Source organism: Pseudomonas sp. R2-37-08W (assembly GCF_003851705.1).
Classification (GTDB): Bacteria; Pseudomonadota; Gammaproteobacteria; order Pseudomonadales; family Pseudomonadaceae; genus Aquipseudomonas.
In genome coordinates this window covers 2,751,026-2,774,564 of the sequence record NZ_CP027728.1, presented here as the reverse complement: position 1 = coordinate 2,774,564, position 23,539 = coordinate 2,751,026, and the positions used below count along the sequence as shown (strand labels likewise).

The following is a 23,539-nucleotide window of genomic DNA, read 5'->3' as shown; positions in this document are numbered from 1 at the left end:
AGCAAGCCCCCTCCCACACTACAGCACAGCCCCCATCGCCTTGATCAACACCGGGTCGCGCGCGTAAATATCCGGCGCGTACACCAGGCTGCCCTGGCGATCCACTTCCACCGTCCAATAGCCCAGCAGCACCGGTACCGGCGTGGCCAGCCTGAATTCATGGGTCACGCCGGTGGCCAGCAACTCGTCGGTGCGCGTGCGTTCGGCCGGGCTGACCAGCAGATCGCGCAATAACAACGGTTGCTCAACGCGCACGCACCCCGAGCTGAACGCCCGTGGCCCCTTGGTAAACAGCGGCTGGCTCGGCGTGTCGTGCAGGTACACCGAATACGGGTTGGGAAAGCGCATCACGATCTTGCCCAACGGGTTACGCGGCCCCGCCTCCTGGCGCAGCAAAATATTGCCGGGGCGCGCCCAGTCGACCTGCTCGGGTGCCAGCGGGTGCCCTTCGGCGTCGAGCACTTGCAGGTTCTGCTGGCGCAGATATTCCGGGTTGAGGCGGATGGCCGGCAGCTTGTCCTCGCGCATGATGGTGGGTGGAATGGTCCACGTGGGGTTGAGGGTCAACCGCGTGATACGCGACTTGAGCAACGGCGTCTGGCGCTCGGCGCGGCCCACTTGCAGGCGGGTTTGCCACACTGGAATGCCGCTCTGGTACACGCTCAGTTGCGCGGCCGCGACGTTGACCACCACGCCTTCGGGCTCCAGGTCCTGGGCCAGCCAGCGGAACCGCTCGAGGTTGATGCGCAACTGGTCGCGGCGCATCGCCGGGCTGATATTGAGTTCGGCCACGGTGCCGGCGCCGATCACCCCGTCGGACTGCAAGGAATGGCTGAGCTGGAAGGCCTTGACCGCAGCGACCAGTTCGGCGCGGTACTGCTTGGCGCTGCCCTTGGGTTCCTGGGTCAGGTAACCGCCGCTGTAGAGCCGACGTGCCAGTTCCGGCACCCGTGGGTCTTCCATGCCGGGGCGCAACAGCGGCCCGTCGCCGACCGCCTCCCAATGCGGCAACGGCTGCTGGCGCACGCTGGAATAAGCGTTACGCAGGCTGCGATACAAATCCGCGCTGGGCCGCGCCTGGTCGAACGCCAGGGCCATGTCCCGCAGGCCGGTGGCGGCGAAGGCAAGCAACGCGGTGTTTGGATCGACGGCCGGCGGCTGGGCGTGCCACAGCGGTTCGAAGCGCGACTGCTGCAGGCGCCCGTAATGCAAGTCCTGCAGGGCTTGCAGGTACTGCTGGCTGACTGCGATATCGCTGCACAGCACGTTGGCCGTGGCATCTGCGCTGGGCAAGCTATAGTGGGTGGGGTCCAGGCCGTCGTCGGCCAGCATCAGCAACTGGCTGTGCAAGGCTTGCCGGCGCGCGTCATCCGACCACAGCGGCGTGTCGCCCTGCTGCTGGTAAAAGGCTTGCAGACGCAATTGTGCGGTGGCATCAATACGCGGCGCGAGCTGCGGGCAGACACTGGGCAACTGCGCCAGGGCTTGTTGCAGCGGCGCCAAGTCAACCGGCGCAGGCGTCGTGACCGGCAGCGGTTCCACCGGCAGCGCTTCGGCTGTGGCGACCAGTGGTGTAACGAGCAGGCAAATGCTCAAGTAACATGCGTGTTTTTTGAACAATTGACTTAGCTCCACTCCACAGCGGGGAATCGACTGTAGATGCTGACTTTTATCCGCCGGCTCGGCATCACCAAACTGGGCTTGATCACCGGGAGCCTGGCGTTACTGAGCAATGTTGCGCTCGCCGCCAATGGCCCCCCTCCTTCTTTGTATAGCAGCCTGGCGCGCTCGGCTCCAGAACTCAATCCCATCGTGCTGAAAAGCGCGCTGAACGCGGTGCAATGCGCTGTCAGCAACGGCGAGGAACGTTCCGATCGCCTGGCAGTGATTGACTACTCCCAGCCTTCGACCGCCCGTCGGCTGTGGATCTTCGATCTGCGCAAAAAAACCTTGGTCCTGCGCGACCTGGTGGCCCACGGTGCCAAATCCGGTGAAAACTTCGCCACCGCGTTCTCCAATCTCGAAGGCAGCCACCAGTCCAGCCTGGGCCTGTTCCGCACCCAGGAAAGTTACCTCGGCACCCACGGCTACTCGCTGCGCATGGACGGCCTGGAGCCCGGTTTCAATGACCTGGCCCGCGACCGCGCCATTGTGATTCATGCCGCCGACTACGTCAGCCCGTTGTGGAGCAAGCGCGAAGGCCGTATCGGCCGCAGCCAGGGCTGCCCGGCGGTGCGCCCGCAAGTCGCGCGCCAAGTGGTGGACAAGCTCAAGGACGGGCAGTTCATGTTCTCGTGGTACCCCGACCAGCGCTGGTTGAAGTCTTCGACCTATCTCAATTGCAAACCCCAACAGGTGGCGAGTAGTCGTACAATCCGTGGCGGATAGCCTGTCCCCACAGATAAAAGAGAGCGTCGCATGCTTCTACATAAATCCACCTGGATCGAGATCGGGCAGTTTCTGGAGCGCAGCCGCACGGTGGTGATCCCCATCGGCTCCAACGAACAACACGGCCCTACCGGCCTGCTGGGCACCGACTGGATGTGCCCGGAAATCATCGCCGTCGAGGCGCAGAAGAATGCTGACATCCTGGTCGGCCCCACCTTCAATATCGGCATGGCCCAGCATCACCTGGGCTTTCCCGGCACCATCTCGCTGCGCCCCTCCACCTTTATCGCCGCGATCGGCGACTGGGTGCGCTCGCTGGCCGGGCATGGCTTCGACAAGATCCTGTTCCTGAACGGCCACGGCGGCAATATCGCCACCATCGAAGCGGCGTTTTCCGAGCTCTATGCCGAAGCCAGCTATGCCCGCCGCCCAGCCGGCTTCGCGCTGAAGCTGGTCAACTGGTGGGACTTGGAGGGCGTCACCGACCTGGCGCAGCGCCAGTTCCCGGTGGGCCATGGCAGCCACGCGACACCGTCGGAGATCGCCGTGACGCAATGGGCCTATCCGGACTCGATCAAGTCAGCCGATTACGCGCCGAAAATCGCCAACACCGGCCCGATCCGCGAGGCACTGGACTTCCGCGCGCGCTTCCCCGACGGGCGCATGGGCTCGGACCCGGCATTGGCGACGGTGGAAAAAGGCGGTGAATTGGTGACGCTGGCAGCGCAAGGGCTGGTCAAGACCGTGAACAGCTTCAGCAACGAAGCAAAGCCCTGAATCGAACGCCATCCAAATGTGGGAGGGGGTTTGCTCCCGATAGCGGTGGGTCAGCTACAGTTTTGCTGACTGACATACCGCCATCGGGAGCAAGCCCCCTCCCACATTTTGTTTGTGCAGTGGCTGAGATTACTGGCAATCCTGCGCCGCCTGCTCCAGCCGCGACGGCTTGAGTGCCGAAGCCAGGGGCTTGCGCTCATACAGGAACACCTTGGTGCCGTCCTGGGATTTGTAGGCTTCCAGCACATCATCGGCCGCGACCTTGCTGGTCAACAGCACCTTGGCGTGGCGTGAGTTCTGGGTCACGGTCGAGGTGATGCCGTGCTTTTCAAGCTTGGGCAATACGCATTGCACATAGCCTTCAGGAGTCTTGGTGGTTTGCAGGGTCAGCGAGGGGGCATTGGGCGCCGTGATACAACCGGTCAGCAGCAGGGAAGCAAAGGCCAGGGCCGGGGCGAAAAAAGAGCGCATAAACATTCCTGAAAATAACAGATAGGTTTGCATCGGCCCGCGTATCAACCGGCGCGGACCAAGGCTTTTAGCGACGCATCGAACTGCTTCAAGGCATCTTGTTGCACATCTCGCTGCTGCTCGATCTGCGCGGCAATCTCGAGTGCTGACTTGTCACGCACCCACACCGACGGCACCCGCTTATCCACCGAGCCTTCGGCCTTGGCGATGTATTGCAGGTCGGCGTCATAGAACCGCGCGGTAAAGCGCGCCTCGACCACGTCATTACGCGGTGTCAGCAGCTGGCTATGGGTATCGAGCACCACCACCACGTCCGGATGCGCCTGCACCAGTTCATCCAGGCTGCCATAGACAGTCACCGAGACAAACGCGCCTTGCAGCGAGTGCATCAGCCAGTCGATGGCCAGTTCCGGATCGGAGCTGTTGACGAACGCCTCGCGAATGCGTGCATCCAGGGCATCCTTGGCGCCATTGAGCGCCATGGCGTGGTAGCGCTCGAGGTAGCTGAGGTTGTCGCGCGTGTTTTCGCTGTACAACACCCCCACCGACTGCGCGCGCTGCAGGGAGTCTACGCTAGCAACGAGTGGTAGCAAATGGCCTGTACGCAGCTCATCGGCAATCGCCGGGTTGGCCAGCACCACAGTGCCGAGCATCAGAGTCATCAAAGCCAGCTGGATTATTGTCCTCATCGCGCAGTTCCTTGAGCAGCGTTTCGATGAGCGGATTCTGCGCCTTTGCCATAAAAACAGAACTTGTGATCCTTGATGGTGACTATCATTTGAACCGATAGTGTCAGGCAGCCCAGCCCCATAAAACCTATAAGGACGACGCCATGAAGCCTCACCAGAAAACCTTCGACCGCATCCGCGAAGCCGTATTGCCGGAGTTTCGCGAGCGGGTCGCCGATTACCTGGTCGAATATGAAAATGTGCTGCTGAACGAGGCCAGTGGCGCCGACGAGCAAGCTTCCAGTGCCCAACAGCTGCGTGGCTACCTGCGCGGCTTGAATACCACGCGCGTGCTGGGCATGGCGGACTGGGAAGACCTGGACCGGCGCGTCGCGCAAATCAACGAGAGCGCTACACCCCAGGGCGTGGCTGGTTGAGCCACGCCTGCACCGACGGCCTTTGCCACTGGTGCCGTGCGTACGCCACCAACTCGGCAGGCACCGCGTCGCCGTTGAGGATCAGGCGATTGAGCATCAGCGCCAGGTCCACCTCGACGATCGACCAGCTGCCGAACAGGTAATCCGGGTTACCCGCCAGCAACCCCTGCGCCACGCTGATCAACTTGTCTGCCGCCGCGCCGGCCAGTGGCGACAAGGGCGGCATCTTCTGCCCGCAGAACACCACCAGCGTCGAACGCTCCTGGCGGATCGGCAGCAAGTCACTGCGCAGCCACGCTTGCACCTGCCGCGCCCTCGCCCGCTGCTGCAGGTCGAGTGGGTAAACGCTCGTCTCGGGGTAGGCTTCGTCCAGGTATTCAGTGATTGCCGAGGATTCCGACAGGGAGAACTCGCCGTCCTCCAGCGTGGGCACCCGCTGGGTCAGTGACAACCGCGCGTAATCCGTCGCCTGATGCTCGCTTGCATCCAGGTCCACCGACACGGTTTCAAATGCCAGGCCTTTTTCCTGCAGCGCGACGAACACCGACAGGGCATAAGGGCTGGTAAACAGTGAATCAACGTAGAGGCGCAGCGGACGGTGGCTCATGGACGAACTCCTTGAAATGAGGCCTAACGCTACGAGATCCGGGACGATAAAGACAATGCGCGGTTTTTATGGGGGCATTCCTGGTGGGAATAGCGCTGCCTGACAAAAAGCTGATTAAGCGTGCCGGAGCATGCCCCGGCGCAACGCGGCAAAGCGCTGATTAATGTTATACAATAACGCCACATCTCCGCCCTGCCTTGTGAACCGCCCCCCATGCCTGACGCTGTTGCCCTACGCCCACGCTTGCTTTCCATTGACGCCCTGCGCGGCCTGGTGATCCTGTTCATGTTGCTCGACCACGTGCGCGAAACCTTCCTGCTGCACCGCCAGGTGGGCGACCCGATGAGCATCGATACGACCGAGCCGGCGCTGTTTTTCAGCCGTACCCTCGCCCATTTGTGCGCGCCGGTGTTTGTGCTGCTCACCGGTTTGTCGGCCTGGCTGTATGGCCAGAAATACCAGGGCCGGCGCGCGGTGTCGGCATTTTTGTTCAAGCGGGGTCTGTTTCTGGTGGTGTTGGAGTTCACGCTGGTCAACTTCGCCTGGACCTTCCAGTTGCCGCCCAGTGGGATTTACCTGCAGGTGATCTGGGCGATTGGCGTGAGCATGCTCGCCCTCGCCGCGCTGGTGTGGTTACCGCGCCCGTTGCTGATCACCCTGGCGCTGGCGATCATCGCCGGGCATAACCTGCTCGATGGCGTGCATTTCGCGCCCGGATCGGCCTTGCAGGTTGCCTGGTCGATCCTGCATGAGCGCAGTTGGATCGAGGTGGCAGGCACCCTGCGTCTGCGCGTGACGTACCCGGTGTTGCCGTGGATCGGCGTGATTGCCCTGGGCTACGGCCTCGGTCCGTGGTTTGCGAATGCCACGCTGCCCGCCGTGCGCCAACGTTATCTGCTGCTGGCGGGTGCCGGCGCGTTAGTAGGTTTTGTGCTGTTGCGGGCGGCCAACGGCTATGGCGAAAAACCCTGGCAGGCCTATGACGGCGGCGTGCAGACATTGATGAGCTATTTCAACATCACCAAATACCCGCCTTCGCTGTTGTTCCTGGCGCTGACGCTGGGCATCGGCCTGCTATTGCTGCTGGCGTTCGAACGGGCCGCGCAGAAACGCTGGATCAGCATCCTTGCGGTATTTGGCGCGGCGCCGATGTTCTTTTATCTGTTGCACCTGTATGTGCTCAAACTGTTGTATGTCGCTGCCGTCGCGTTGTTTGGGTTGAATCACGGCAATTACTTCGGTTTCGACAGCATGGGCGCCGTGTGGTTGGCGGCGTTCGCACTGCCCCTCGCGTTGTATCGGCCGGTGCGCTGGTTTGCCGGCCTGAAGGCGCGGCGCAGGGACATCACCTGGCTCAAATACCTCTGACGCAATGACTCAGGGTCGTTCGAATTGGCGGCGTAGCGCTTCGATTTGCTCACGGCGAACGCAACCCTGCAGATGATCATTGACCATCCCCATCGCCTGCATCAACGCATACATCGTGGTCGGGCCGACAAAGGTCCAGCCACGTTTCTTCAGCGCCTTGGACAATCGCACCGAAGCCGGTGACGTCGGGTTGGCCGTCCAGTACGCCATGTCCACCAGCGCCGGGCGCTCCTCGGGGCCCGGCTCGAAAGACCACACCCAGCGCGCCAGGGAACCGGTCTCGCTCACCAGTTCACAGGCGCGGCGGGCATTGTTGATCGTGGACAGGATCTTCGCCCGGTTACGCACGATACCGGGGTCGTTCATCAAGCGTTCGATCTGCGCCTCGCCGTACTGCGCCACCTTGTGAAAATCAAAGCCGTCGAATGCCTGCCGAAACTGCTCGCGCTTGCGCAAGATGGTGATCCAGGCCATGCCCGCCTGAAAACCTTCCAGGCAAATCTTCTCGTACAACTGGATGTCATCCGCCACGGGCACGCCCCACTCGTGGTCGTGGTACTGCGGGTATTGCGGCGCGGCGTTGCGCCAGGCGCAGTGGGTGCGCCCGGTTTCGTCCGTTGTCAGCCCTGATGGGTCCATTTATCACCTCGCATGCCGAGCGCGGATGATACGCAAAAAAATTTGCGCCCCGTCAACCGCTCAAGCATCGCGGTTGCAGGCGCACTGGTCAGACCGGCGCCCCTCGACCGCCGAATATTTGCTTGTGGTTTGAAAAAAACCGGGCGTAGACTGGCCGCGCACTGGACTTACCGGTAAGACCACAACAATTAAGCCCTGGAACCACCAGGGCACCGAATAGAGATCCTTCCCATGCTCAGATGGTGCTCGCGTTCGATTTTCCTGCAAGTCGTGATTGGCCTGATGCTCGGCGTCATTTGCGGCCTGGCCCTTCCCGAATTCTCCTCGCAACTCAAACCCCTGGGTGATGGCTTTATCAAGCTGATCAAAATGCTGATCGGCCTGATCGTGTTCTGCGTAGTGGTCAGCGGCATTTCCGGCGCCGGCGACTTGAAGAAAGTCGGGCGCATCGGCTTGAAGTCAGTGATCTACTTTGAAGTGCTGACCACCGTCGCCCTGGTGCTCGGCCTGATCATGGCCTTCAGCACCGGCATCGGCAGCGGCGCGAATATTCATCTGGAGCAACTGTCCTCCGCCGGCCTGAATGAACTGGCCGACAAGGGCCAGCACATTCGCGGCACAAGCCAGTTCCTGATGGACCTGATTCCCAACTCGGTTATCGGTGCCTTTGCCGAGAATAACGTGCTGCAGGTGCTGTTGTTCTCCGTGTTGTTCGGCAGCGCGCTGAACCTGGTGGGTGAAGCGGCTTCCGGGATCTCGCGGCTGATCAACGAACTGAGCCATGTGATTTTTCGCATCATGGGCATGATCGTGCGCCTGGCGCCGATTGGCGTGTTCGGCGCCATCGCGTTCACCACCAGCACCTACGGCCTGGACTCCCTGCAACACCTGGGCAGCCTGGTGGGCCTGTTCTACCTGACCTGCTTTGCCTTCGTCGGGCTGATTCTGGGCCTGGTGATGCGCCTTTCCGGGCTGCGCATGTTGCCGCTGCTCAAGTACCTGCGCGAAGAGCTGCTGATCGTGATGGGCACGGCGTCGTCCGACGCGGTGCTGCCGCAGATCATGCGCAAGCTGGAGCATCTGGGTATCGGCAGCTCCACCGTTGGCCTGGTGATTCCTACCGGTTACTCATTCAACCTGGATGGTTTTTCGATCTACCTGACCCTGGCCATCGTGTTTATCGCCAACGCCACCGGCACCCCACTGTCGATGACCGACCTGCTGACCATCCTGCTGGTATCGTTGATCACTTCCAAGGGCGCCCACGGCATTCCGGGCTCGGCGCTGGTGATTCTGGCGGCAACGCTTACGGCGATCCCGGCGATTCCGGTGGTCGGCCTGGTGCTGGTCCTGGCGGTGGACTGGTTCATGGGCATTGGCCGCGCCTTGACTAACCTGATCGGCAACTGCGTCGCTACCGTGGCGATTGCGCGCTGGGAAAAAGACATTGATATCCAGCGTGCCAACAAGGTGCTCGACGGCCAGCAGGGTTATGCCTTTCAGGCCAAGAAGCCCGTGGTGCCGGCGCATCAGGAATTTTGAAAGCAACACAGGGCCAATGTGGGAGGGGGCTTGCCCCCGATAGGATTTACCAGTTGATGATTGTGTGACTGACACACCGCCATCGGGGGCAAGCCCCCTCCCACATTTTGATCCTTGTTGAGCTGACAATCGTATTCGCAACATTAAGGAGACATCGACGTGATCAGCACCTCAACCGTCGTCAATTCAGTCGTAGAAAAACTGCGCGCTGCCCTGGCGCGGGGTCAGTGGCGGCGTGGGGAAATGCTGCCCGGCCAGCGTGAACTGGCCGAACAGATGGGCATCAGCCGCCCGAGCCTGCGTGAAGCGGTAATCGTGCTGGAGACCCTCGGCCTGGTGCGCTCCATGCCCGGCAAAGGCGTGGTGGTGCTGGAAACCAGTGTCAGCGGGCCGCAGTCGAGCGACGCGGTGGCCGACGCCAGCCTGGAAGACATCCTGCAACTGCGCTACACCCTCGAGCCCTTCATCGTCGGCCTGGTCGCCCAGTCCATCAGCAGCAAGGAAATCGGCCAACTGCGCCTGACCCTGATGGACATGCGCGAAGCCCTCGATGCCGACGATGCCGAAGCCGGCATGAACGCCTATATCGGCTTTCACGAAGAACTGTTCGCCCTGACCTCCAACCCGATTTTCCAGAACGTGGTGCAACAAACCAGCAACGCGCTCAAGCAAAGCGCCCAGGTGCTGCGCAATTCCCCTGAACACCTGGCCGAGCGCCTGCGCGAGAACGAGGCGGTGGTGCGAGCCATCCGTAACAAGAACAGCGCCCTGGCCAGTGCCGAAATGCGTCGGCACATCCTGCAGGAAGGCCTGCGCATGGGCATTCGCTTGAACATCCCGGACGACCATCTGGGCAGTTGATACTCTGGAGACCAGCCATGAACGCTCACGCGCTGCAACGCGACCCCCTCCTTCCCGCACTGCGTCTGGTAGCGGGCAAAAAGCCCTCGGTGGATGACATCTACCCACGCCTGTTCGATGCGATCCTTGAGCAGCGCATCGCCCCGGCCAGCCGCTTTACCGAAGAAAGCCTGGGTGAAACCTTTGGGGTGAGCCGCAGTGTGATTCGTCGGGTGCTGGCCAAGCTGTCCCATCAGCAGGTGATCATCCTGCGTCCCCACCACCGCGCCCAGGTGGCGGCGCCGGATGCACACCAGACGCGGCAGATCCTCGAAGCGCGGCGCCTGACTGAAATCACTGTGGTGCAACTGGTGTGCGCCCAGGCCACCGGTGCACAGCTACGTCAATTGCGGGAATTGATCAGCCGCGAACGCGACTGCATCGAGCGTGACCAGCGCGGGCCGGCGCTACGCTTGTCGGGGGAGTTTCACCTGTTGTTGGCCGCCATCGCAGGCAATGGCCCGCTGGCCCAGTTCCTCAACAGCCTGGTGCCGTTGACGTCGTTGGTGATTGCCCAATATGAAGCGAAAGCCTGCACGTATTGCGCGTGGCAGGAGCATGTGGCGATTGTGGATGCGATCGAGCAGCGCGACATAAGCGCTGCGGTGGGCTTGATGACCCAGCACCTGGATCACCTGGAAAGCAAATTACTCAAACATCGCTGACCTCCAAATAAATGAAGAGCCAAATGTGGGAGGGGGCTTGCCCCCGATAGCAGTGTGTCAGTCACCACCTCCATGACTGACTCACCGCTATCGGGAGCAAGCCCCCTCCCACATGGGTACTACCAAGGCATCACGCCGGCTGCATCACCGACTGACCGCTCAACGCCAGGTCCAGCAACTCACGGTTGGCCACCGCATACATGGCGTAGTCCGTGCCAACCGCTGCACGAATTTCCACCATCATTGCGCGCCAGCGATCAGCCATGTCCTGGTGCTGCTCAAGCCACAGGGCCACGCGGGCTTCCATGTCTTGTGGCGCGTCGGCCATTTGCAGTACCGAAATGGTGATCGCCCGTTGCTGCCAGTCCACGTCGTCGCGGAAGGCTTCGCGGGCCTGGGCCTGCCAGTTGTTGGCCACCGGCAGGTCGCTGATCTGCTGCAGGTACCACGGCAGGTCCAGGGCGCTGCCGACGGCGAAGTAGGCCTTGGCCACTTCGGCGGCGTCATGCCCGGTCACGTCGGCGGCTTCGATGATCGGCAGCAGGGTGTACAGGTGGGTAGTGCCTGCAACCATGCGCGCCAACAACTCCGGTACGCCGGCCTGGGTGTAGGCCTGGTAACGGTTCTGCCAGCCTTCGCGGGTCGGGCCTTCCAGCAGTTCGTCGAGCTTGAGGCCCAGCGCCGCCAGGTGCGGGCCGAAATGCGCGGTATCACGCCCGGCGTCCTGCTCGTTGCGACGGCTGCGCAGGAACCAGCGCGTGGCGCGACGGCCCAGGCGCATCAGCTCATCCATCAGCTCCAGTTGCACATCGGCGGACACCTGGTGATCCAGGGCTTCGATCTGACGGAACCAGTGCGGAAGGTGGAAGATGTCGCGCACGATCACATAGGCGCCAGCCACGTTCGCCGGGCTCATGCCGGTCGACTCTTTGAGCCGTTGAACGAAGGTGATGCCCATGTGGTTGACCAGGTCGTTGGCGATCTGGGTGCTGACGATCTCGCGCTTGAGGCGGTGACGACGCATGGCCTCGGAGAACTTGGCCACCAGGCTCGGCGGGAACGCGGTCTCCATGTCACGGGTCAGGTACTCGTCATCCGGTACCTGGGACTTGAGCAGCGCTTCCTTGAGGTCGATCTTGCTGTAGGAAATCAACACCGACAGCTCCGGACGCGTCAGGCCCTTGCCCTCCGCGGCGCGCTCGGCGAGCTGCTCCTCGGTCGGCAGGTACTCGATGGCGCGGTCCAGCTTGCCACGGGCTTCCAGGTCACTCATCAGGCGCTTGTACTCGGCAGCACGCTCGTAAGCCTTGCGCGCGGCCAGGGACAGGGCCTGGGTCTGCTTGTAGTTGTTGCCCAACACCAGGCTGCCGACTTCGTCGGTCATGCTCGCTAGCAACTGGTTGCGTTGCTTGTCGGTCATGTCGCCGGCCTGCACCACTTCGTTGAGCAGGATCTTGATGTTCACTTCGTGGTCGGAGCAGTCCACGCCACCGGCGTTGTCGATGAAGTCGGTGTTGGAACCGCCGCCATTGAGGCCGAATTCCACACGGCCCAGCTGGGTCATGCCCAGGTTACCGCCCTCGCCCACCACCTTGCAGCGCAACTCGTTGCCGTTGACGCGCAGCGCGTCGTTGGCCTTGTCGCCCACATCCGCGTGGCTTTCGGTGCTGGCCTTGACGTAGGTACCGATACCGCCGTTCCACAACAGGTCCACCGGCGCCTTGAGCAAGGCGTTGAGCAGTTCGGTCGGGGTCAGCTTGTCGGCCTTGATGTCAAAGCGTTCTTTCATCTGTGGCGAGATGGCAATGCTCTTCGCGCTGCGCGAGAAGATACCGCCGCCTTCGGACATGATGCTGGTGTCGTAGTCGGTCCAGGCCGAACGCGGCAGTTCGAACAGGCGCTGGCGCTCGACGAAGCTGGTTGCCGGGTTCGGGTTCGGGTCGATGAAAATGTGCAGGTGGTTGAAGGCCGCGACCAGTTGCAGCTTGTCGGACATCAGCAAGCCGTTACCGAACACGTCACCGGCCATGTCGCCGACGCCCACCACGGTGATGCTGTCTTCCTGCACATTGATGCCGCGCTCACGGAAGTGACGCTGCACGCCGACCCACGCGCCCTTGGCGGTGATGCCCATTTTCTTGTGGTCGTAACCGGCCGAGCCGCCGGAGGCGAACGCGTCACCGAGCCAGAAGCCGTAGTCGATGGCGATGCCGTTGGCGATGTCGGAGAAGGTCGCAGTGCCCTTGTCCGCCGCCACCACCAGGTACGGGTCATCATCGTCATGGCGCACGACATTGGCCGGCGGTACCAGGGCGCCGTCTTTGAGGTTGTCGGTGATGTCCAACAGGCCGGAAATGAAGATGCGGTAGCAGGCGATGCCCTCGGCCGCGATCTCGTCACGGCTGCCGCCCAACGGCAGGCGACGCGGCAGGAAGCCGCCCTTGGCGCCCACCGGCACGATCACCGAGTTCTTCACTTGCTGGGCTTTTACCAGGCCGAGCACTTCGGTACGGAAGTCTTCTTCACGGTCGGACCAGCGCAGGCCGCCACGGGCCACGTTGCCAAAGCGCAGGTGCACGCCTTCGACGCGTGGCGAGTAGACGAAGATTTCAAACTTCGGCACCGGCTTGGGCAGCTCGGGGATCGCATGGGGGTTGAACTTGAAGCTGAAGTACGACTTGTTCTGGCCGTTGGCGTCAGACTGGTAGAAGTTGGTGCGCAGCGTCGCCTTGATGAGGTCGAGGTAGCGACGCAGGATGCGGTCTTCGTTGAGCACCTGAACGTCGTCCAGGGCGCTGAGGATCGCTTGTTCCAGGCGTTGCTGCTTGTCTTCCAGGTCATCGGCGGTGAGCTTGCGCGCCAGGTAGAAGCGGGTCTTGAACAACCGGGTCAACTCGCGGGCGATGTCGGTGTGGTTGTTCAGGGTGCTGGCGATGTAGCCGAGGTCGAAGCCCAGGCGGATCTGCTTCAGATAACGGGCGTAAGCGCGCAGCAGCGCCACGTCACGCCATGGCAGGCCGGCGGTGAGCACCAGGCGGTTGAACGCATCGTTCTCGGCATCGCCGTGGACGATATGCACGAACGCGTCCTGCAGGGTGTCGTTGAGCTGCTGGATATCCAGGTTCACGCCTTCGGCGGCGATGAACGCGAAATCATGGATCCAGAACTCACGGCCGTTGGCGTGGCGCAGGCGATACGGGAACTCACCCAGCACGCGCAGGCCGAGGTTTTCCAGGATCGGCAGCACGTCGGACAGCGCCAGCGGGGTGTCGGCGTGATACAGCTTGCAATGCAGCTCGCGCTGGCCGGAAACCTGGCCCAGCGGCTGATAGAAGCTCATCACCAGCGGGTTGGCTTCGGTGAGGCTGAGCAGGTGCTGCATGTCGACCACGGCCGAGTGCGCGGCGAAACGCTCGCGGTAGCCGGCCGGGAAACCTTTCGGGAAGTCCGCCAGCACGTTGGTGCCGTGGGCTTCGCCGAAGCTTTCTACGACCAGGCTGGCGTAGTCGTCCTGCCAGCTGCGGCAGGCCTGCACCACTTCTTTTTCCAGTTGCAGCGGGTCGATGTCCAGGCGATTCTTTGGGTCAACCCGCAGGATCAGTTGCACACGGGCCAGCACGGATTCGGAGAAGAAAGTCCAGAATTCGCAGTCCGAGGCTTTCAGGCGATCCATCAGCACTTGCTGGATTTTCTGGCGCACTTCGGTGGAATAGATGTCACGCGGCACGTAGGCCAGGCAGTAGCAGAAACGGCCGTACGGGTCTTTGCGCAGGAATACGCGAATCTTGTTGCGTTCCTGGATCTGCACGATCGACATCACCGTGCTGAACAGCTCATCGACCGGGGTTTGGAACAGGTCGTCACGCGGCAGTACTTCCACCACCTGGGCCAGTTCCTTGCCCAGGTGCGCCTTGGCCTGGAAGCCCGAGCGGCGCTCGATTTCCGCGACCTTGCGGCGGATGTAAGGGATCACCCGCACGCTTTCGCCGTACACCGAGGAGGTGTACAGGCCCATGAAGCGGTGTTCCTTGATGACCTTGCCGTCGGCGCTGATCTCGCGGATCGACACGTAGTCCGGATAAGCCGGGCGGTGCACACGGCTGGGGTGTGCAGCCTTGGCGAACGACAGCACGGTCGGTTCGCGCAGGTAGGCCACGGCGTAGTCCTCGATGCGCAGGTCTTCGGCGGTGAGGCCGGCGCGCAGCAGTTTGGTCAGACCGAGGAAAGAGCTGGCGTCATATTCGATATGACCGCCGTCCGCCTCGTCACGTACCACGAACTCTTCGTAGCCAAGGAAAGTGAAATGGTTGCCCACCAGCCATTCGAGGAAGTTCTTGATCTCGGCTTTTTCTTCGCCGTCGATCACGAACGCGCTGGCGTCGACACCGGCCAGCAGGTCCTGGACCTTGGCTTTCATCGGCTCGAAATCGGCCACGGCCACGCGCACTTCGCCCAGCACCTGCTCGAGCTCTTTGCTCAACACATTCAATTCGGCGGCGTTGGCGCAGCGGTCGATCTCAAGGTACATCAGCGATTCTTGCAGGATGCCTTCGCCCTGGGTGCCCTTGGGCAGGATTTCCAGCAACTCGCCCTTGCTGCCACGGCGCACGCTGAGCACGGTGGTTTGCAGGGTGTGGATGCTGTAGCCACGGCGGTTGAGCTCGGTACGTACCGAGTCCACCAGAAATGGCAGGTCATGGTGCAGCACTTCGACCGCGGTGTGGGTCGACTGCCAGCCATGACGTTCATAATCGGGGTTGTAGACCCGCACTTGCGGTTGGGTGTGGTCGAAGCGCTCAAGCAGGCGCCAGGCAGACAGGGTGCAACCGGCCAGGTCGGAAAGGCGACGCTGGGTCAGTTCGTCCAGGGAAATGATGCCGAAGAATTGCTCAGCGAACAGCGCCACTTGTGGCAGTGCCTGTTCACTGATGTGCTGCGCCAGTGCCGCTTGCAGTTGGTGCTGGAAGTCGGCCTTGCTGGCTGCGGTGAAGAACGCCATCTGTGGTACTCCGCTTGGGCTTGTTATTGATGGAAGCGTCGCGTGTTATCCCCTTGCGGGGAGACCGTCAGCTCTGTTCTGGTCGTGATGACAAGCACCATAAACCAATCAGAGTGACAGGTGGGTGAAGCTGGACAAGACAGTCAGGTCACATACAACTTCCACAAGATGCACACCGCGCCGGGTGACGGTACGACGGGCAGGTCAGGCGCCTGGCGCGGGGCACATCCGTTGCGCAGCTTAACGAGTGTAGGAAGCCGGCTGCTTGCGGTGCTGCGACATATTCGGTCATCGGTAAGCAGGTGTGGGGTTGCGACTTGGGCAACCGGCAATATTCAGGCCCGCCAGTATCAAAAATGACTGCTTTGGCCCGCCAGGTCATGCACTCGGTCTGACACACAATGCAGCATAAAATTCGCCGCAATGGCACAATCACCCGGCGCAAACGCCCTCCTCCACACAGGATTCCCCATGCTGCAACTGAAAACCGATGCCCTGATAGCGACGCCGTGCGACGACGAAGAAGACCGCATGGCCATGCTCTGCTGCCACGGCAAGAACGGCGAGATGTTCATGCTGAGCCGGTATCCGGATGAAGACGAGGTGGAACTGACCTGGGATTACGAGCCTTCGACCCTGGATGGGCTGAAAGTCACCTTGGGCGACACCAGCTTATTGATCGAACTGGCGGCCGGCGATGCGGATGCGCTGGGGGGCAAGGATCAGTTGCAGATCACCCACGCCACGGCCGCCTCCGACCTGGCCGAGGTCGAGGAAACCCTGCAGAACATCCTCAAAGGCACTGGCACCTACACGCGGACTTGAGCTGCACCCAGGATCAAATGTGGGAGGGGGCTTGCCCCCGATAGCGGTGTGCCAGTCGCCAGAAATATTGACTGACCCACCGTCATCGGGGGCAAGCCCCCTCCCACAGTGGTCCTCATCCGCATTGAAGGCCTTCACAACAGAAAGCGCACCACCTACACAAATTTCCTACAAGTTTTGCCAAAAATACCCGTCACGCCGTTAGTCGCCGCACCCCACGATGCATTAAAGTAAGCGCCCCAGGCCGGTGTTTTTCCCTGACACCCGGGCTCATCTTTCCAGGAACCGTCATCGATGGAACATCGTGAAGCGCTGCTTGCGCTGCGAACCTTTCTTTCTACGCAGATTCTCGGCCAGGAAAAACTCATCGATCGCCTGCTGATTGCCCTGCTCGCCGACGGCCATATGCTGGTCGAAGGCGCGCCGGGCCTGGCCAAGACCAAGGCGATCAAAGAGCTGGCCGAAGGTATCGAAGCGCAGTTCCATCGTATCCAGTTCACCCCCGACCTGTTGCCCGCCGACATCACTGGCACCGAAATCTATCGCCCCGAAACCGGCAGCTTCGTCTTTCAACAGGGGCCGATCTTTCACAACCTGGTGCTGGCGGACGAAATCAACCGCGCACCGGCCAAGGTCCAGTCGGCGCTGCTCGAGGCCATGGCCGAGCGCCAGGTCAGCGTGGGCCGCAGCACCTACGAGCTGTCGCCGCTGTTTCTGGTGATGGCCACGCAGAACCCCATCGAGCAGGAAGGCACCTACCCCCTGCCGGAAGCCCAGCTCGACCGTTTCCTGATGCACGTCAAGATCGGCTTTCCGGATGCCGCCGTCGAACGGCGCATCCTGCAACAGGCGCGTGGTGAAGCGCTCAACGGCGAAACCAAGCCCGAGCGCCGCGTCAGCCAACAGGCGATCTTTGCCGCACGCAAGGAAATCCTCGGCCTGTACATGGCCGATGCGGTGGAGGAATACCTGGTGCAGCTGGTCATGGCCACGCGCACGCCGGCCAAGTTCGACCCGGAAATGGCCGAGTGGATCGCCTACGGCGCCAGCCCGCGCGGCTCCATCGCCCTCGACCGTTGCGCGCGCGCCCATGCCTGGCTGGCCGGCCGCGACTTCGTCAGCCCCGAAGACATCCAGGCGGTGCTGTTCGACGTGTTGCGCCACCGCATCATTCTGTCGTTCGAGGCCGAAGCCGCAGGCGTTGACCAGGACCGCGTGGTGCAACGCATTCTTGACGTCGTTGCCGTCGCTTGAAGCCGATGAACGCGAGCGCGGGTATCCACGTCACGCTCAGTGAGCTGATCGAGATGCGCCATCGCGTGCGTGAAGTGCAATTGTTCTCCACCCCCGGCCAGCGCAGCCCGTTGATCGGCCTGCACCACTCCAAGCTACGCGGGCGCGGTGTGGATTTTGACCAGGTGCGCGTGTACCAGGCCGGGGACGACGTGCGCACCATCGATTGGCGTGTGACCGCCCGCACCCAGGAGCCCCACACCAAGCTGTTCCACGAAGAACGCGAGCGGCCGATTTTCATCATGGTCGAGCAAAGCTGCCGTCTGTTTTTCGGCTCGGGGCAGATGTTCAAGTCGGTGCTCGCCGCACAAGCCGCCAGCCTGATCGGTTGGGCCGCGCTGGGGCATAACGACCGCGTGGGCGGCCTGGTGTTCGGCGACAGCGAGCACTACGAAATCAAACCCCGGCGCAGCAAGCAAAGCCTGCTGCAACTGCTTAACCGCCTGGTGCGGGTCAACCAGAGCCTGAACACCGAAAGCCTTCCTGAAGCCGACGCGCTGGGCATGGCCCTGCGTCGTGGCCGCGAAGTGCTGCGCCCCGGCAGCCTGGGCATTGTGATCTGTGATGAACGGGCGCTGACTGAAGGCGCCGAGCAGCAACTGAGCCTGTTGTCGCGTCATTGCGATTTGCTGCTGCTGCCCATCTCCGATCCGCTGGACCACGCCCTGCCCGCCGCCGGGCTGCTGCGTTTCGCGCAACGAGGCGCGCAACTGGAACTCGATACGCTCAATTTCGATTTGCGCCAGGCCTACAAGGCCCAGGCCGAAGCGCGCATCGCCCGCTGGGAGCTGCTGGCACAAAAGCTGCGCGTCTTGTTGATGCCGTTGAGCACCCAGAGTGAAATGGTCGAGCAACTGCGCGAATACCTCAACCCGCAACGCCCGGTCAGAAAACAATGAGCAGCCTCGACCAACTGCAACCGCTGATCGCCCCGCCAGCCATCGGCTTCTGGCCGCCCGCGCCGGGCTGGTGGCTGTTGTTGCTGCTGCTCCCGATGCTGGGCTGGGGCCTGTGGTGGCTGCGCCGTTTCCTGCCCACGCGCCGCCCCGTGGCCCGCGCCGAACAACCGCTGGACCCGCTGCGCATTGCGGCCCTGGCCGAGCTGGCGCTGATGCCCAAACCCTATGACGGCGCGCCCGCCGGAGCGTGGCTGCAGCAACTCAATGGCTTGCTCAAGCGCCTGTGCCGCAACGACTACCCCTACAGCCAAAGCCACACCCTCAACGGCCGCAAATGGCTGGCGTTCCTCGATAACCGCTGCCCCGCCGCCGGCCTCACGCGCTGGATGGTGCTGGTCGAAGGCGCCTACAAGCCTGAATGCAAACTCGACGACAAGGCCATCGCTGGCCTGACCCAAGCCGTCGACACCTGGATTCGCAAACATGTTTGAGTTCGCCTGGCCGTGGATCTTCGTCCTGTTGCCGTTGCCGTGGTTGATGCGCCTGGTCCTGCCGGCGGCCGACAGTGGCGAACCCGCGTTGAAAGTCAGCTACCTCAACGACCTCGAAAGCCTGGCCCGGCGTCGCGCCCGGGTGAACCTGCCGGGCTGGCGCCAGCAGGCACCGTTCGTGGTGCTGTGGCTGTTGCTCTTGACCGCCGCCGCCCGCCCGGAATGGCTAGGCGAGCCGCTGCCGATTGCCGCCAGTGGCCGCGATTTGCTGGTGGCGGTGGATGTCTCCGGCTCCATGGATTTTCCCGACATGCACTGGCAGGACGAAGACGTCAGCCGCCTGGCGCTGGTCCAGCACTTGCTCGGGGATTTTCTCGAGGGCCGTGAAGGCGACCGCGTAGGCCTGATCCTGTTCGGCAGTCAGGCCTACCTGCAGGCGCCGTTGACCTTCGACCGGAGCACCGTGCGCACCTGGCTGGATGAAGCGCGTATCGGCATCGCCGGCAAGAACACCGCCATCGGCGACGCCATCGGCCTGGCCCTGAAACGCCTGCGCCAGCGCCCGGCGCAAAGCCGCGTGCTGATCCTGGTGACCGACGGCGCCAATAACGCCGGGCAAATCGACCCGCTCACCGCTGCGCGCCTGGCCGCTGAAGAAGGCGTGAAAATCTACCCGATCGGCATCGGCGCCGACCCTGAGCAAACCGGCTCCCTGGGCATTCTCGGCGTGAACCCGAGCCTGGACCTCGACGAACCGGCGCTGAAGGCCCTCGCCGAGGCGACGGGCGGCCAGTATTTCCGCGCCCGCGATGGCAACGAGCTGGAACAGATCAAGACCACCCTCGATACCCTCGAGCCCGTCGAACAGCAGCCCACCCAGGCCCGCCCAACCCACGCGTTATACAGCGGCCCGCTGGCCCTGGCGCTGCTCCTCAGCCTGTTGCTGGTGGTGCACGAACGCTGGCCGAACAACGCCTTGCAGCGGCTGTACACCAAACTGTCGAGCAAGGGCATGTTCCTGCCACAGAGCCCGGAATGGCGCCAGCGCCTCAAGCGCCTGCGCTTGCGGAGGCGTCGATGATCGCTTTGTGGCCGCACTGGTTGCGCCCCTGGTGGCTGTTGCTGCTGCCGCTGCTCGGCTGGTTGCTGTGGCAACTGTGGCACCGGCAAAAACGCGCCGGGCGCTGGCAGCTCATCCTGCCCCAGGCCTTCCATGCCACGCTGCTCAGTGGCGGCAACGGCCGCGAAAGCAAATCGCCCTGGGTGGTACTGGGCATCGCCTGGCTGCTGGCGTTGCTGGCGCTGCTCGGGCCCAGTTGGCAACGGGTTGAACAACTCAGCCAGAAGCCTTCCGACCCGCTGGTGGTGCTGCTGGATCTCACCCCGCAAATGCTCGCTACCGACAGCCCGCCCAACCGTCTCGAACAGGCGCGGCGCAAGCTGTATGACTTGCTGCAGGCACGCACCGATGCGCAAACCGCCATCGTCGTGTATGCCGGCAGCGCCCACACCCTGGTGCCACTGTCGGATGACCTGGCCACCAGCCGTAACCTGCTTGAAGCGCTGCGCCCCTCGATCATGCCCGAGCCCGGCCACCGCGCCGACCTGGCCGTGGAAAAAGCCCTGGCCCTGCTCAAGCACGGCGGCCTCGGCCAGGGGCGCCTGCTGCTGATCGGCTCGTCGCTGTCCAAACAGGAGCGCCAGGGTATTCGGCTGCTGTTGCAAGGCAGCCAGGCGCCGAGCTTGTCGATCCTCGGCATCGGCAGCCGTGAAGGCACGCCAGTCACCCAGGAAAGCGGCGAATTCCTCAAGGACGAACAGGGCGCGATCCTGATCCCACGCCTCGACAGCCCGACCCTCAAGGCGTTCGCCAGCGAAATGGGCGGCCGCTACCGAGCCGCGCGCCTGGACGACAAAGACCTGCGCCAACTCGGCGTACTCGACCCGCCCCAGGCCTTGCGCGACGACGGTCAACTGCTGCGCCTGGACGCCTGGGCCGACCAGGGTTACTGGCTGCTCCTGCCGCTGCTGCTATTGGCCGCCTGCGCCGGGCGTCGCGGCTGGCTGTTCTGCCTGCCGCTGCTGTTGATGGCCGCACCGCAGCCCAGCTATGCCTTCGAATTCCAGGACCTGTGGCTGCGCCCCGACCAGCAGGGCCAGTACCTGCTGAAGAAAAAACGCCCGGCCGAGGCCGCCGAGCGCTTCCAGGACCCGCAATGGCAAGGCGTGGCCCTGTACGAAGCCGGTAACTATGCCGAAGCCATCAAGCGTTTTGCCCAGGGTGACAACGCCTACGCCCACTATAATCGCGGCAATGCCCTGGCCCGATCGGGTGAGCTGGAAGCCGCGATCGATGCCTACGAACAGGCGCTGGAAGCCCAGCCCGATCTGCAACCGGCCCTGAAGAACAAGGCGCTGGTGGAAAACCTGCTGCGCGAACAAGCCCAGCCTGAGCCTGACGAACCGGCAAAAAACCAGGATGACGAAACCACCCAACCCAGCCAAACTGCGCAACCGGGCGCCGACGGGCAAAATGCCCAGGGTGGCGAACAATCCACTCAGGGTCAGGGCCAAGCCGCCAACGGCGCCACCGACACCGCTGGCGCGCCGCCAACCGACGGTAACGAAGTGCCAGGCAGCGAGCTCGGCGACGAGCAAACCACCACGCCGCCGCTACGCCCCGCCGATGCCAGCCTCGAAGGCGAACATCGCCAGGCGTTGGAGCAATGGCTGCAACAGATCCCGGACAACCCCGGTGAACTGCTGCGGCGCAAATTCTGGTACGAACAGCAACAACATCAGGACAAGACTCGATGAGCCGCCGCACCACCCTTCTGCTCTTGCTCGCCTTGTCGGCAGGCCACGCCCAGGCGGCGAACCTGGTCGCCAGCGTCGACCGTAGCCGCCTCAACTCAGGGGAAACGGTGGAGCTGACGGTGGAATCCAGCGACGTGACCCAGTTCGGCAAGCCCGACCTGTCGCCCCTGGATGCGCAGTTCGAAGTCAGCGGCACGCGCCAGATCAACCAGCTCACCACCCTGGGCGGCGATAACCACGCAACCACGCGCTGGATCATCACCCTGCTGCCCAGGGAAAACGGCACCGTAGTGATCCCGCCGCTGCAAGTGGGCGACCTCAAGACCCAGCCGATCACCCTGCAAGTGCTGGAGACCGCCAGCCAGAACACCAGCGCCGAACTGGCACCGGTGTTCGTCGAAGCCAACCTCGACCAGACCAGCGTTTACGTGCAGGCCCAGGCCCTGTTGACCGTACGCGTGTATCACTCGGTGTCGCTGTATGACGACAGCAGCCTCACGCCACTGCAAATCCCCGACGCACGGGTCGAGCAATTGGGCGAGTCGCGCACCTATGAAAAAGTCATCAACAGCATCCGCCATGGCGTGATCGAAACCCGCTACGCGATCTACCCGCAGCACAGCGGGGCTTTGGCAATTGGAGCGCAGACCTTCAGCGCGACCCTGGTGGAATCGCGCCCTCCCCAGGAGAACACGCTGCAGGGCACCAAGCCGGGCAAGCTGATCCACGCAAGCTCGGCGCCGCTTGCGCTGACGGTCAAGCCCAAGCCCGAGTTCTACCCCGCCGACACGCCCTGGTTGCCGGCGCGCAGCCTGAGCCTGGACGAAGCCTGGAACCCGGCGCCTGAGCATGTGCAGGTCGGTGACTCGCTGACGCGCAGCCTCACAGTCAAGGTCGAGGGCCTGTCCAGCGCGCAACTGCCGGCGCTGCCCAGTACCGACGTCAACGGCCTGCGCCGCTACCCGGACCAACCGGTACTGGGCAACCAGACCAGCGACCGTGGCCTGATCGGCAGCCGCGAAGACCGCGAAGCACTGGTGCCCACCCGTGCCGGTGCGCTGGAACTGCCCGCCGTGGAAGTGGTGTGGTGGAACACCCACGAAGACCACCTGGAACGCACCAGCCTGCCGGCCCGCACCCTGCAAGTGGCGGTCAACCCGAGCCTGGTGGTGGACACCCCCGCCATGCCGACCGTCATCACCGCGCCGGATGACGAACGCCTGTGGCTGTGGCAGCTCAGCACCTTGCTGCTGGCCTGCACCACCTTGCTGGGGTTCGGCCTGTGGTGGCGCGCCCGCCGCCAACCCGCCGTGCAACGCGCCGCGCAAACCGGCCCCAGCCCGCGCACCCTGCTCGACGACCTCAAGCGCGCGACCCAGGCCAACGACCCCCACGCCACCCGCCAGGCCCTGGATGCCTGGGCCCGCCAACAACCGGAAACCCTCGCCGACATGGCGGCGCGCTTCGTACCGCTGTCGGATGCGTTGGACGGGTTGAACGGCGCGCTGTACAGCGAAAGTGGCCAGTATTGGCTGGGTGAAGACCTGTGGCGTGCAATCAAAGCCATCCCCGTGGCCGAGCGCCAACAAGACCCGGCCACCGATACCACCAGTTTGCCGCCGCTTTACCCCAAATAGCCCCTGACACCGTGCAAACCAATTGTGGGAGGGGGCTTGCTCCCGATAGCGGTGTGTCAGTCAACATACTTGTCACTGATCCATTGCCATCGGGGGCAAGCCCCCTCCCACAGTTG

20 protein-coding genes are annotated in these 23,539 nt (G+C 63.0%); 14 read left to right on the top strand and 6 right to left on the bottom strand.

From position 1 onward, the window contains the following. Positions 1 to 18: 18 nt before the first annotated feature. A complete protein-coding gene (locus C4J93_RS12755; RefSeq protein ID WP_124429508.1) occupies positions 19 to 1,620 on the bottom strand; it encodes a murein L,D-transpeptidase in 1,602 nt (533 codons plus the stop codon). A 39-nt stretch (positions 1,621 to 1,659) separates the two neighbouring features. Here C4J93_RS12755 and C4J93_RS12750 point away from each other — a divergent pair, with 39 nt between their 5' ends. Both C4J93_RS12750 and C4J93_RS12745 read left to right on the top strand, forming a co-directional pair. Next, positions 1,660 to 2,388 (top strand): murein L,D-transpeptidase catalytic domain family protein, encoded by a 729-nt coding sequence (locus C4J93_RS12750; RefSeq protein WP_124362691.1) that lies wholly within the window; start codon positions 1,660 to 1,662, stop codon positions 2,386 to 2,388. A 30-nt stretch (positions 2,389 to 2,418) separates the two neighbouring features. Beyond that, positions 2,419 to 3,165: a creatininase family protein gene (locus C4J93_RS12745; RefSeq protein ID WP_124366896.1), complete on the top strand. Its 747-nt coding sequence runs from the start codon at positions 2,419 to 2,421 to the stop codon at positions 3,163 to 3,165. 129 nt (positions 3,166 to 3,294) lie between these two features. Here the strand turns inward: C4J93_RS12745 and C4J93_RS12740 are convergent, their stop codons facing one another. Both C4J93_RS12740 and C4J93_RS12735 read right to left on the bottom strand, forming a co-directional pair. Next, entirely contained in the window at positions 3,295 to 3,636 is a 342-nt protein-coding gene (locus C4J93_RS12740) for a hypothetical protein (protein ID WP_124404065.1), read from the bottom strand. A gap of 44 nt (positions 3,637 to 3,680) precedes the next feature. After that, complete coding sequence (locus C4J93_RS12735) at positions 3,681 to 4,325, bottom strand: ATPase (protein WP_124429507.1); 645 nt, start codon at positions 4,323 to 4,325, stop codon at positions 3,681 to 3,683. 143 nt (positions 4,326 to 4,468) lie between these two features. On the opposite strand from C4J93_RS12735, the gene C4J93_RS12730 reads away from it, so the two are divergent. Next, positions 4,469 to 4,741 (top strand): hypothetical protein, encoded by a 273-nt coding sequence (locus C4J93_RS12730; protein ID WP_124362687.1) that lies wholly within the window; start codon positions 4,469 to 4,471, stop codon positions 4,739 to 4,741. Here C4J93_RS12730 and yfcF read toward each other — a convergent pair. Beyond that, positions 4,716 to 5,348: a glutathione transferase gene (yfcF, locus tag C4J93_RS12725; protein ID WP_124429506.1), complete on the bottom strand. Its 633-nt coding sequence runs from the start codon at positions 5,346 to 5,348 to the stop codon at positions 4,716 to 4,718. The two genes, C4J93_RS12730 and yfcF, sit on opposite strands and share 26 nt — an antisense overlap. Positions 5,349 to 5,561: 213 nt before the next feature. On the opposite strand from yfcF, the gene C4J93_RS12720 reads away from it, so the two are divergent. Further along, the gene (locus tag C4J93_RS12720) at positions 5,562 to 6,716 is read left to right on the top strand and encodes a DUF1624 domain-containing protein (protein WP_124429505.1); all 1,155 of its coding nucleotides are present in this window, start codon (positions 5,562 to 5,564) and stop codon (positions 6,714 to 6,716) included. A gap of 9 nt (positions 6,717 to 6,725) precedes the next feature. Here C4J93_RS12720 and C4J93_RS12715 read toward each other — a convergent pair whose 3' ends face one another. Then, the gene (locus C4J93_RS12715; protein ID WP_124370573.1) at positions 6,726 to 7,355 is read right to left on the bottom strand and encodes a DNA-3-methyladenine glycosylase I; all 630 of its coding nucleotides are present in this window, start codon (positions 7,353 to 7,355) and stop codon (positions 6,726 to 6,728) included. 231 nt (positions 7,356 to 7,586) lie between these two features. Between C4J93_RS12715 and C4J93_RS12710 the strand changes: the two genes are divergently transcribed. The 3 genes from C4J93_RS12710 to C4J93_RS12700 all read left to right on the top strand — a co-directional run bounded on the left by C4J93_RS12710 (position 7,587) and on the right by C4J93_RS12700 (position 10,462). After that, complete coding sequence (locus C4J93_RS12710) at positions 7,587 to 8,897, top strand: C4-dicarboxylate transporter DctA (protein ID WP_124362683.1); 1,311 nt, start codon at positions 7,587 to 7,589, stop codon at positions 8,895 to 8,897. A gap of 159 nt (positions 8,898 to 9,056) precedes the next feature. Continuing rightward, positions 9,057 to 9,758 carry a FadR/GntR family transcriptional regulator gene (locus tag C4J93_RS12705; protein ID WP_124362682.1) on the top strand — a complete coding sequence of 234 codons (702 nt, stop codon included), beginning with the start codon at positions 9,057 to 9,059 and terminating at the stop codon, positions 9,756 to 9,758. 17 nt (positions 9,759 to 9,775) lie between these two features. After that, positions 9,776 to 10,462, top strand: a complete 687-nt coding sequence (locus C4J93_RS12700) for a GntR family transcriptional regulator (protein WP_124429504.1) — start codon at positions 9,776 to 9,778, stop codon at positions 10,460 to 10,462. Between the two features lie 130 nt (positions 10,463 to 10,592). Here C4J93_RS12700 and C4J93_RS12695 read toward each other — a convergent pair whose 3' ends face one another. Then, positions 10,593 to 15,461, bottom strand: a complete 4,869-nt coding sequence (locus C4J93_RS12695) for an NAD-glutamate dehydrogenase (RefSeq protein ID WP_124429503.1) — start codon at positions 15,459 to 15,461, stop codon at positions 10,593 to 10,595. Positions 15,462 to 15,932: 471 nt separating this feature from the next. On the opposite strand from C4J93_RS12695, the gene C4J93_RS12690 reads away from it, so the two are divergent. The 7 genes from C4J93_RS12690 (at position 15,933) to C4J93_RS12660 (ending at position 23,423) form a co-directional block, all read left to right on the top strand. Continuing rightward, on the top strand, positions 15,933 to 16,286 hold the full coding sequence (locus tag C4J93_RS12690) for a hypothetical protein (RefSeq protein ID WP_124429502.1): 354 nt from the start codon (positions 15,933 to 15,935) through the stop codon (positions 16,284 to 16,286). Positions 16,287 to 16,580: 294 nt separating this feature from the next. Further along, positions 16,581 to 17,540 (top strand): MoxR family ATPase, encoded by a 960-nt coding sequence (locus tag C4J93_RS12685; RefSeq protein ID WP_020301524.1) that lies wholly within the window; start codon positions 16,581 to 16,583, stop codon positions 17,538 to 17,540. 5 nt (positions 17,541 to 17,545) lie between these two features. Next, the gene (locus tag C4J93_RS12680) at positions 17,546 to 18,478 is read left to right on the top strand and encodes a DUF58 domain-containing protein (protein WP_124362678.1); all 933 of its coding nucleotides are present in this window, start codon (positions 17,546 to 17,548) and stop codon (positions 18,476 to 18,478) included. After that, positions 18,475 to 18,969, top strand: coding sequence for a DUF4381 domain-containing protein (locus C4J93_RS12675; RefSeq protein ID WP_124366887.1), 495 nt, complete (start codon positions 18,475 to 18,477; stop codon positions 18,967 to 18,969). Before C4J93_RS12680 ends, C4J93_RS12675 begins: the two co-directional genes overlap by 4 nt. Next, positions 18,962 to 20,050: a VWA domain-containing protein gene (locus C4J93_RS12670; protein WP_124429501.1), complete on the top strand. Its 1,089-nt coding sequence runs from the start codon at positions 18,962 to 18,964 to the stop codon at positions 20,048 to 20,050. Before C4J93_RS12675 ends, C4J93_RS12670 begins: the two co-directional genes overlap by 8 nt. After that, on the top strand, positions 20,047 to 21,786 hold the full coding sequence (locus C4J93_RS12665; protein WP_124429500.1) for a VWA domain-containing protein: 1,740 nt from the start codon (positions 20,047 to 20,049) through the stop codon (positions 21,784 to 21,786). The genes C4J93_RS12670 and C4J93_RS12665 overlap by 4 nt, the downstream gene beginning before the upstream one ends. Beyond that, entirely contained in the window at positions 21,783 to 23,423 is a 1,641-nt protein-coding gene (locus C4J93_RS12660; protein WP_124429499.1) for a BatD family protein, read from the top strand. Before C4J93_RS12665 ends, C4J93_RS12660 begins: the two co-directional genes overlap by 4 nt. The last annotated feature ends 116 nt before the right edge of the window (positions 23,424 to 23,539 follow it).

Excerpts from the sequence above, each read along its gene's own strand:
- C4J93_RS12750 (WP_124362691.1), top strand. The coding sequence starts at position 1,660 with ATGCTGACTTTTATCCGCCGGCTCGGCATCACCAAACTGGGCTTGATC.
- C4J93_RS12745 (WP_124366896.1), top strand. The coding sequence starts at position 2,419 with ATGCTTCTACATAAATCCACCTGGATCGAGATCGGGCAGTTTCTGGAG.
- C4J93_RS12740 (WP_124404065.1), bottom strand. The coding sequence starts at position 3,636 with ATGCGCTCTTTTTTCGCCCCGGCCCTGGCCTTTGCTTCCCTGCTGCTG.
- C4J93_RS12735 (WP_124429507.1), bottom strand. The coding sequence starts at position 4,325 with ATGAGGACAATAATCCAGCTGGCTTTGATGACTCTGATGCTCGGCACT.
- C4J93_RS12730 (WP_124362687.1), top strand. The coding sequence starts at position 4,469 with ATGAAGCCTCACCAGAAAACCTTCGACCGCATCCGCGAAGCCGTATTG.
- yfcF (WP_124429506.1), bottom strand. The coding sequence starts at position 5,348 with ATGAGCCACCGTCCGCTGCGCCTCTACGTTGATTCACTGTTTACCAGC.
- C4J93_RS12720 (WP_124429505.1), top strand. The coding sequence starts at position 5,562 with ATGCCTGACGCTGTTGCCCTACGCCCACGCTTGCTTTCCATTGACGCC.
- C4J93_RS12715 (WP_124370573.1), bottom strand. The coding sequence starts at position 7,355 with ATGGACCCATCAGGGCTGACAACGGACGAAACCGGGCGCACCCACTGC.
- C4J93_RS12710 (WP_124362683.1), top strand. The coding sequence starts at position 7,587 with ATGCTCAGATGGTGCTCGCGTTCGATTTTCCTGCAAGTCGTGATTGGC.
- C4J93_RS12700 (WP_124429504.1), top strand. The coding sequence starts at position 9,776 with ATGAACGCTCACGCGCTGCAACGCGACCCCCTCCTTCCCGCACTGCGT.
- C4J93_RS12695 (WP_124429503.1), bottom strand. The coding sequence starts at position 15,461 with ATGGCGTTCTTCACCGCAGCCAGCAAGGCCGACTTCCAGCACCAACTG.
- C4J93_RS12690 (WP_124429502.1), top strand. The coding sequence starts at position 15,933 with ATGCTGCAACTGAAAACCGATGCCCTGATAGCGACGCCGTGCGACGAC.
- C4J93_RS12685 (WP_020301524.1), top strand. The coding sequence starts at position 16,581 with ATGGAACATCGTGAAGCGCTGCTTGCGCTGCGAACCTTTCTTTCTACG.
- C4J93_RS12680 (WP_124362678.1), top strand. The coding sequence starts at position 17,546 with ATGAACGCGAGCGCGGGTATCCACGTCACGCTCAGTGAGCTGATCGAG.
- C4J93_RS12675 (WP_124366887.1), top strand. The coding sequence starts at position 18,475 with ATGAGCAGCCTCGACCAACTGCAACCGCTGATCGCCCCGCCAGCCATC.
- C4J93_RS12670 (WP_124429501.1), top strand. The coding sequence starts at position 18,962 with ATGTTTGAGTTCGCCTGGCCGTGGATCTTCGTCCTGTTGCCGTTGCCG.
- C4J93_RS12665 (WP_124429500.1), top strand. The coding sequence starts at position 20,047 with ATGATCGCTTTGTGGCCGCACTGGTTGCGCCCCTGGTGGCTGTTGCTG.
- C4J93_RS12660 (WP_124429499.1), top strand. The coding sequence starts at position 21,783 with ATGAGCCGCCGCACCACCCTTCTGCTCTTGCTCGCCTTGTCGGCAGGC.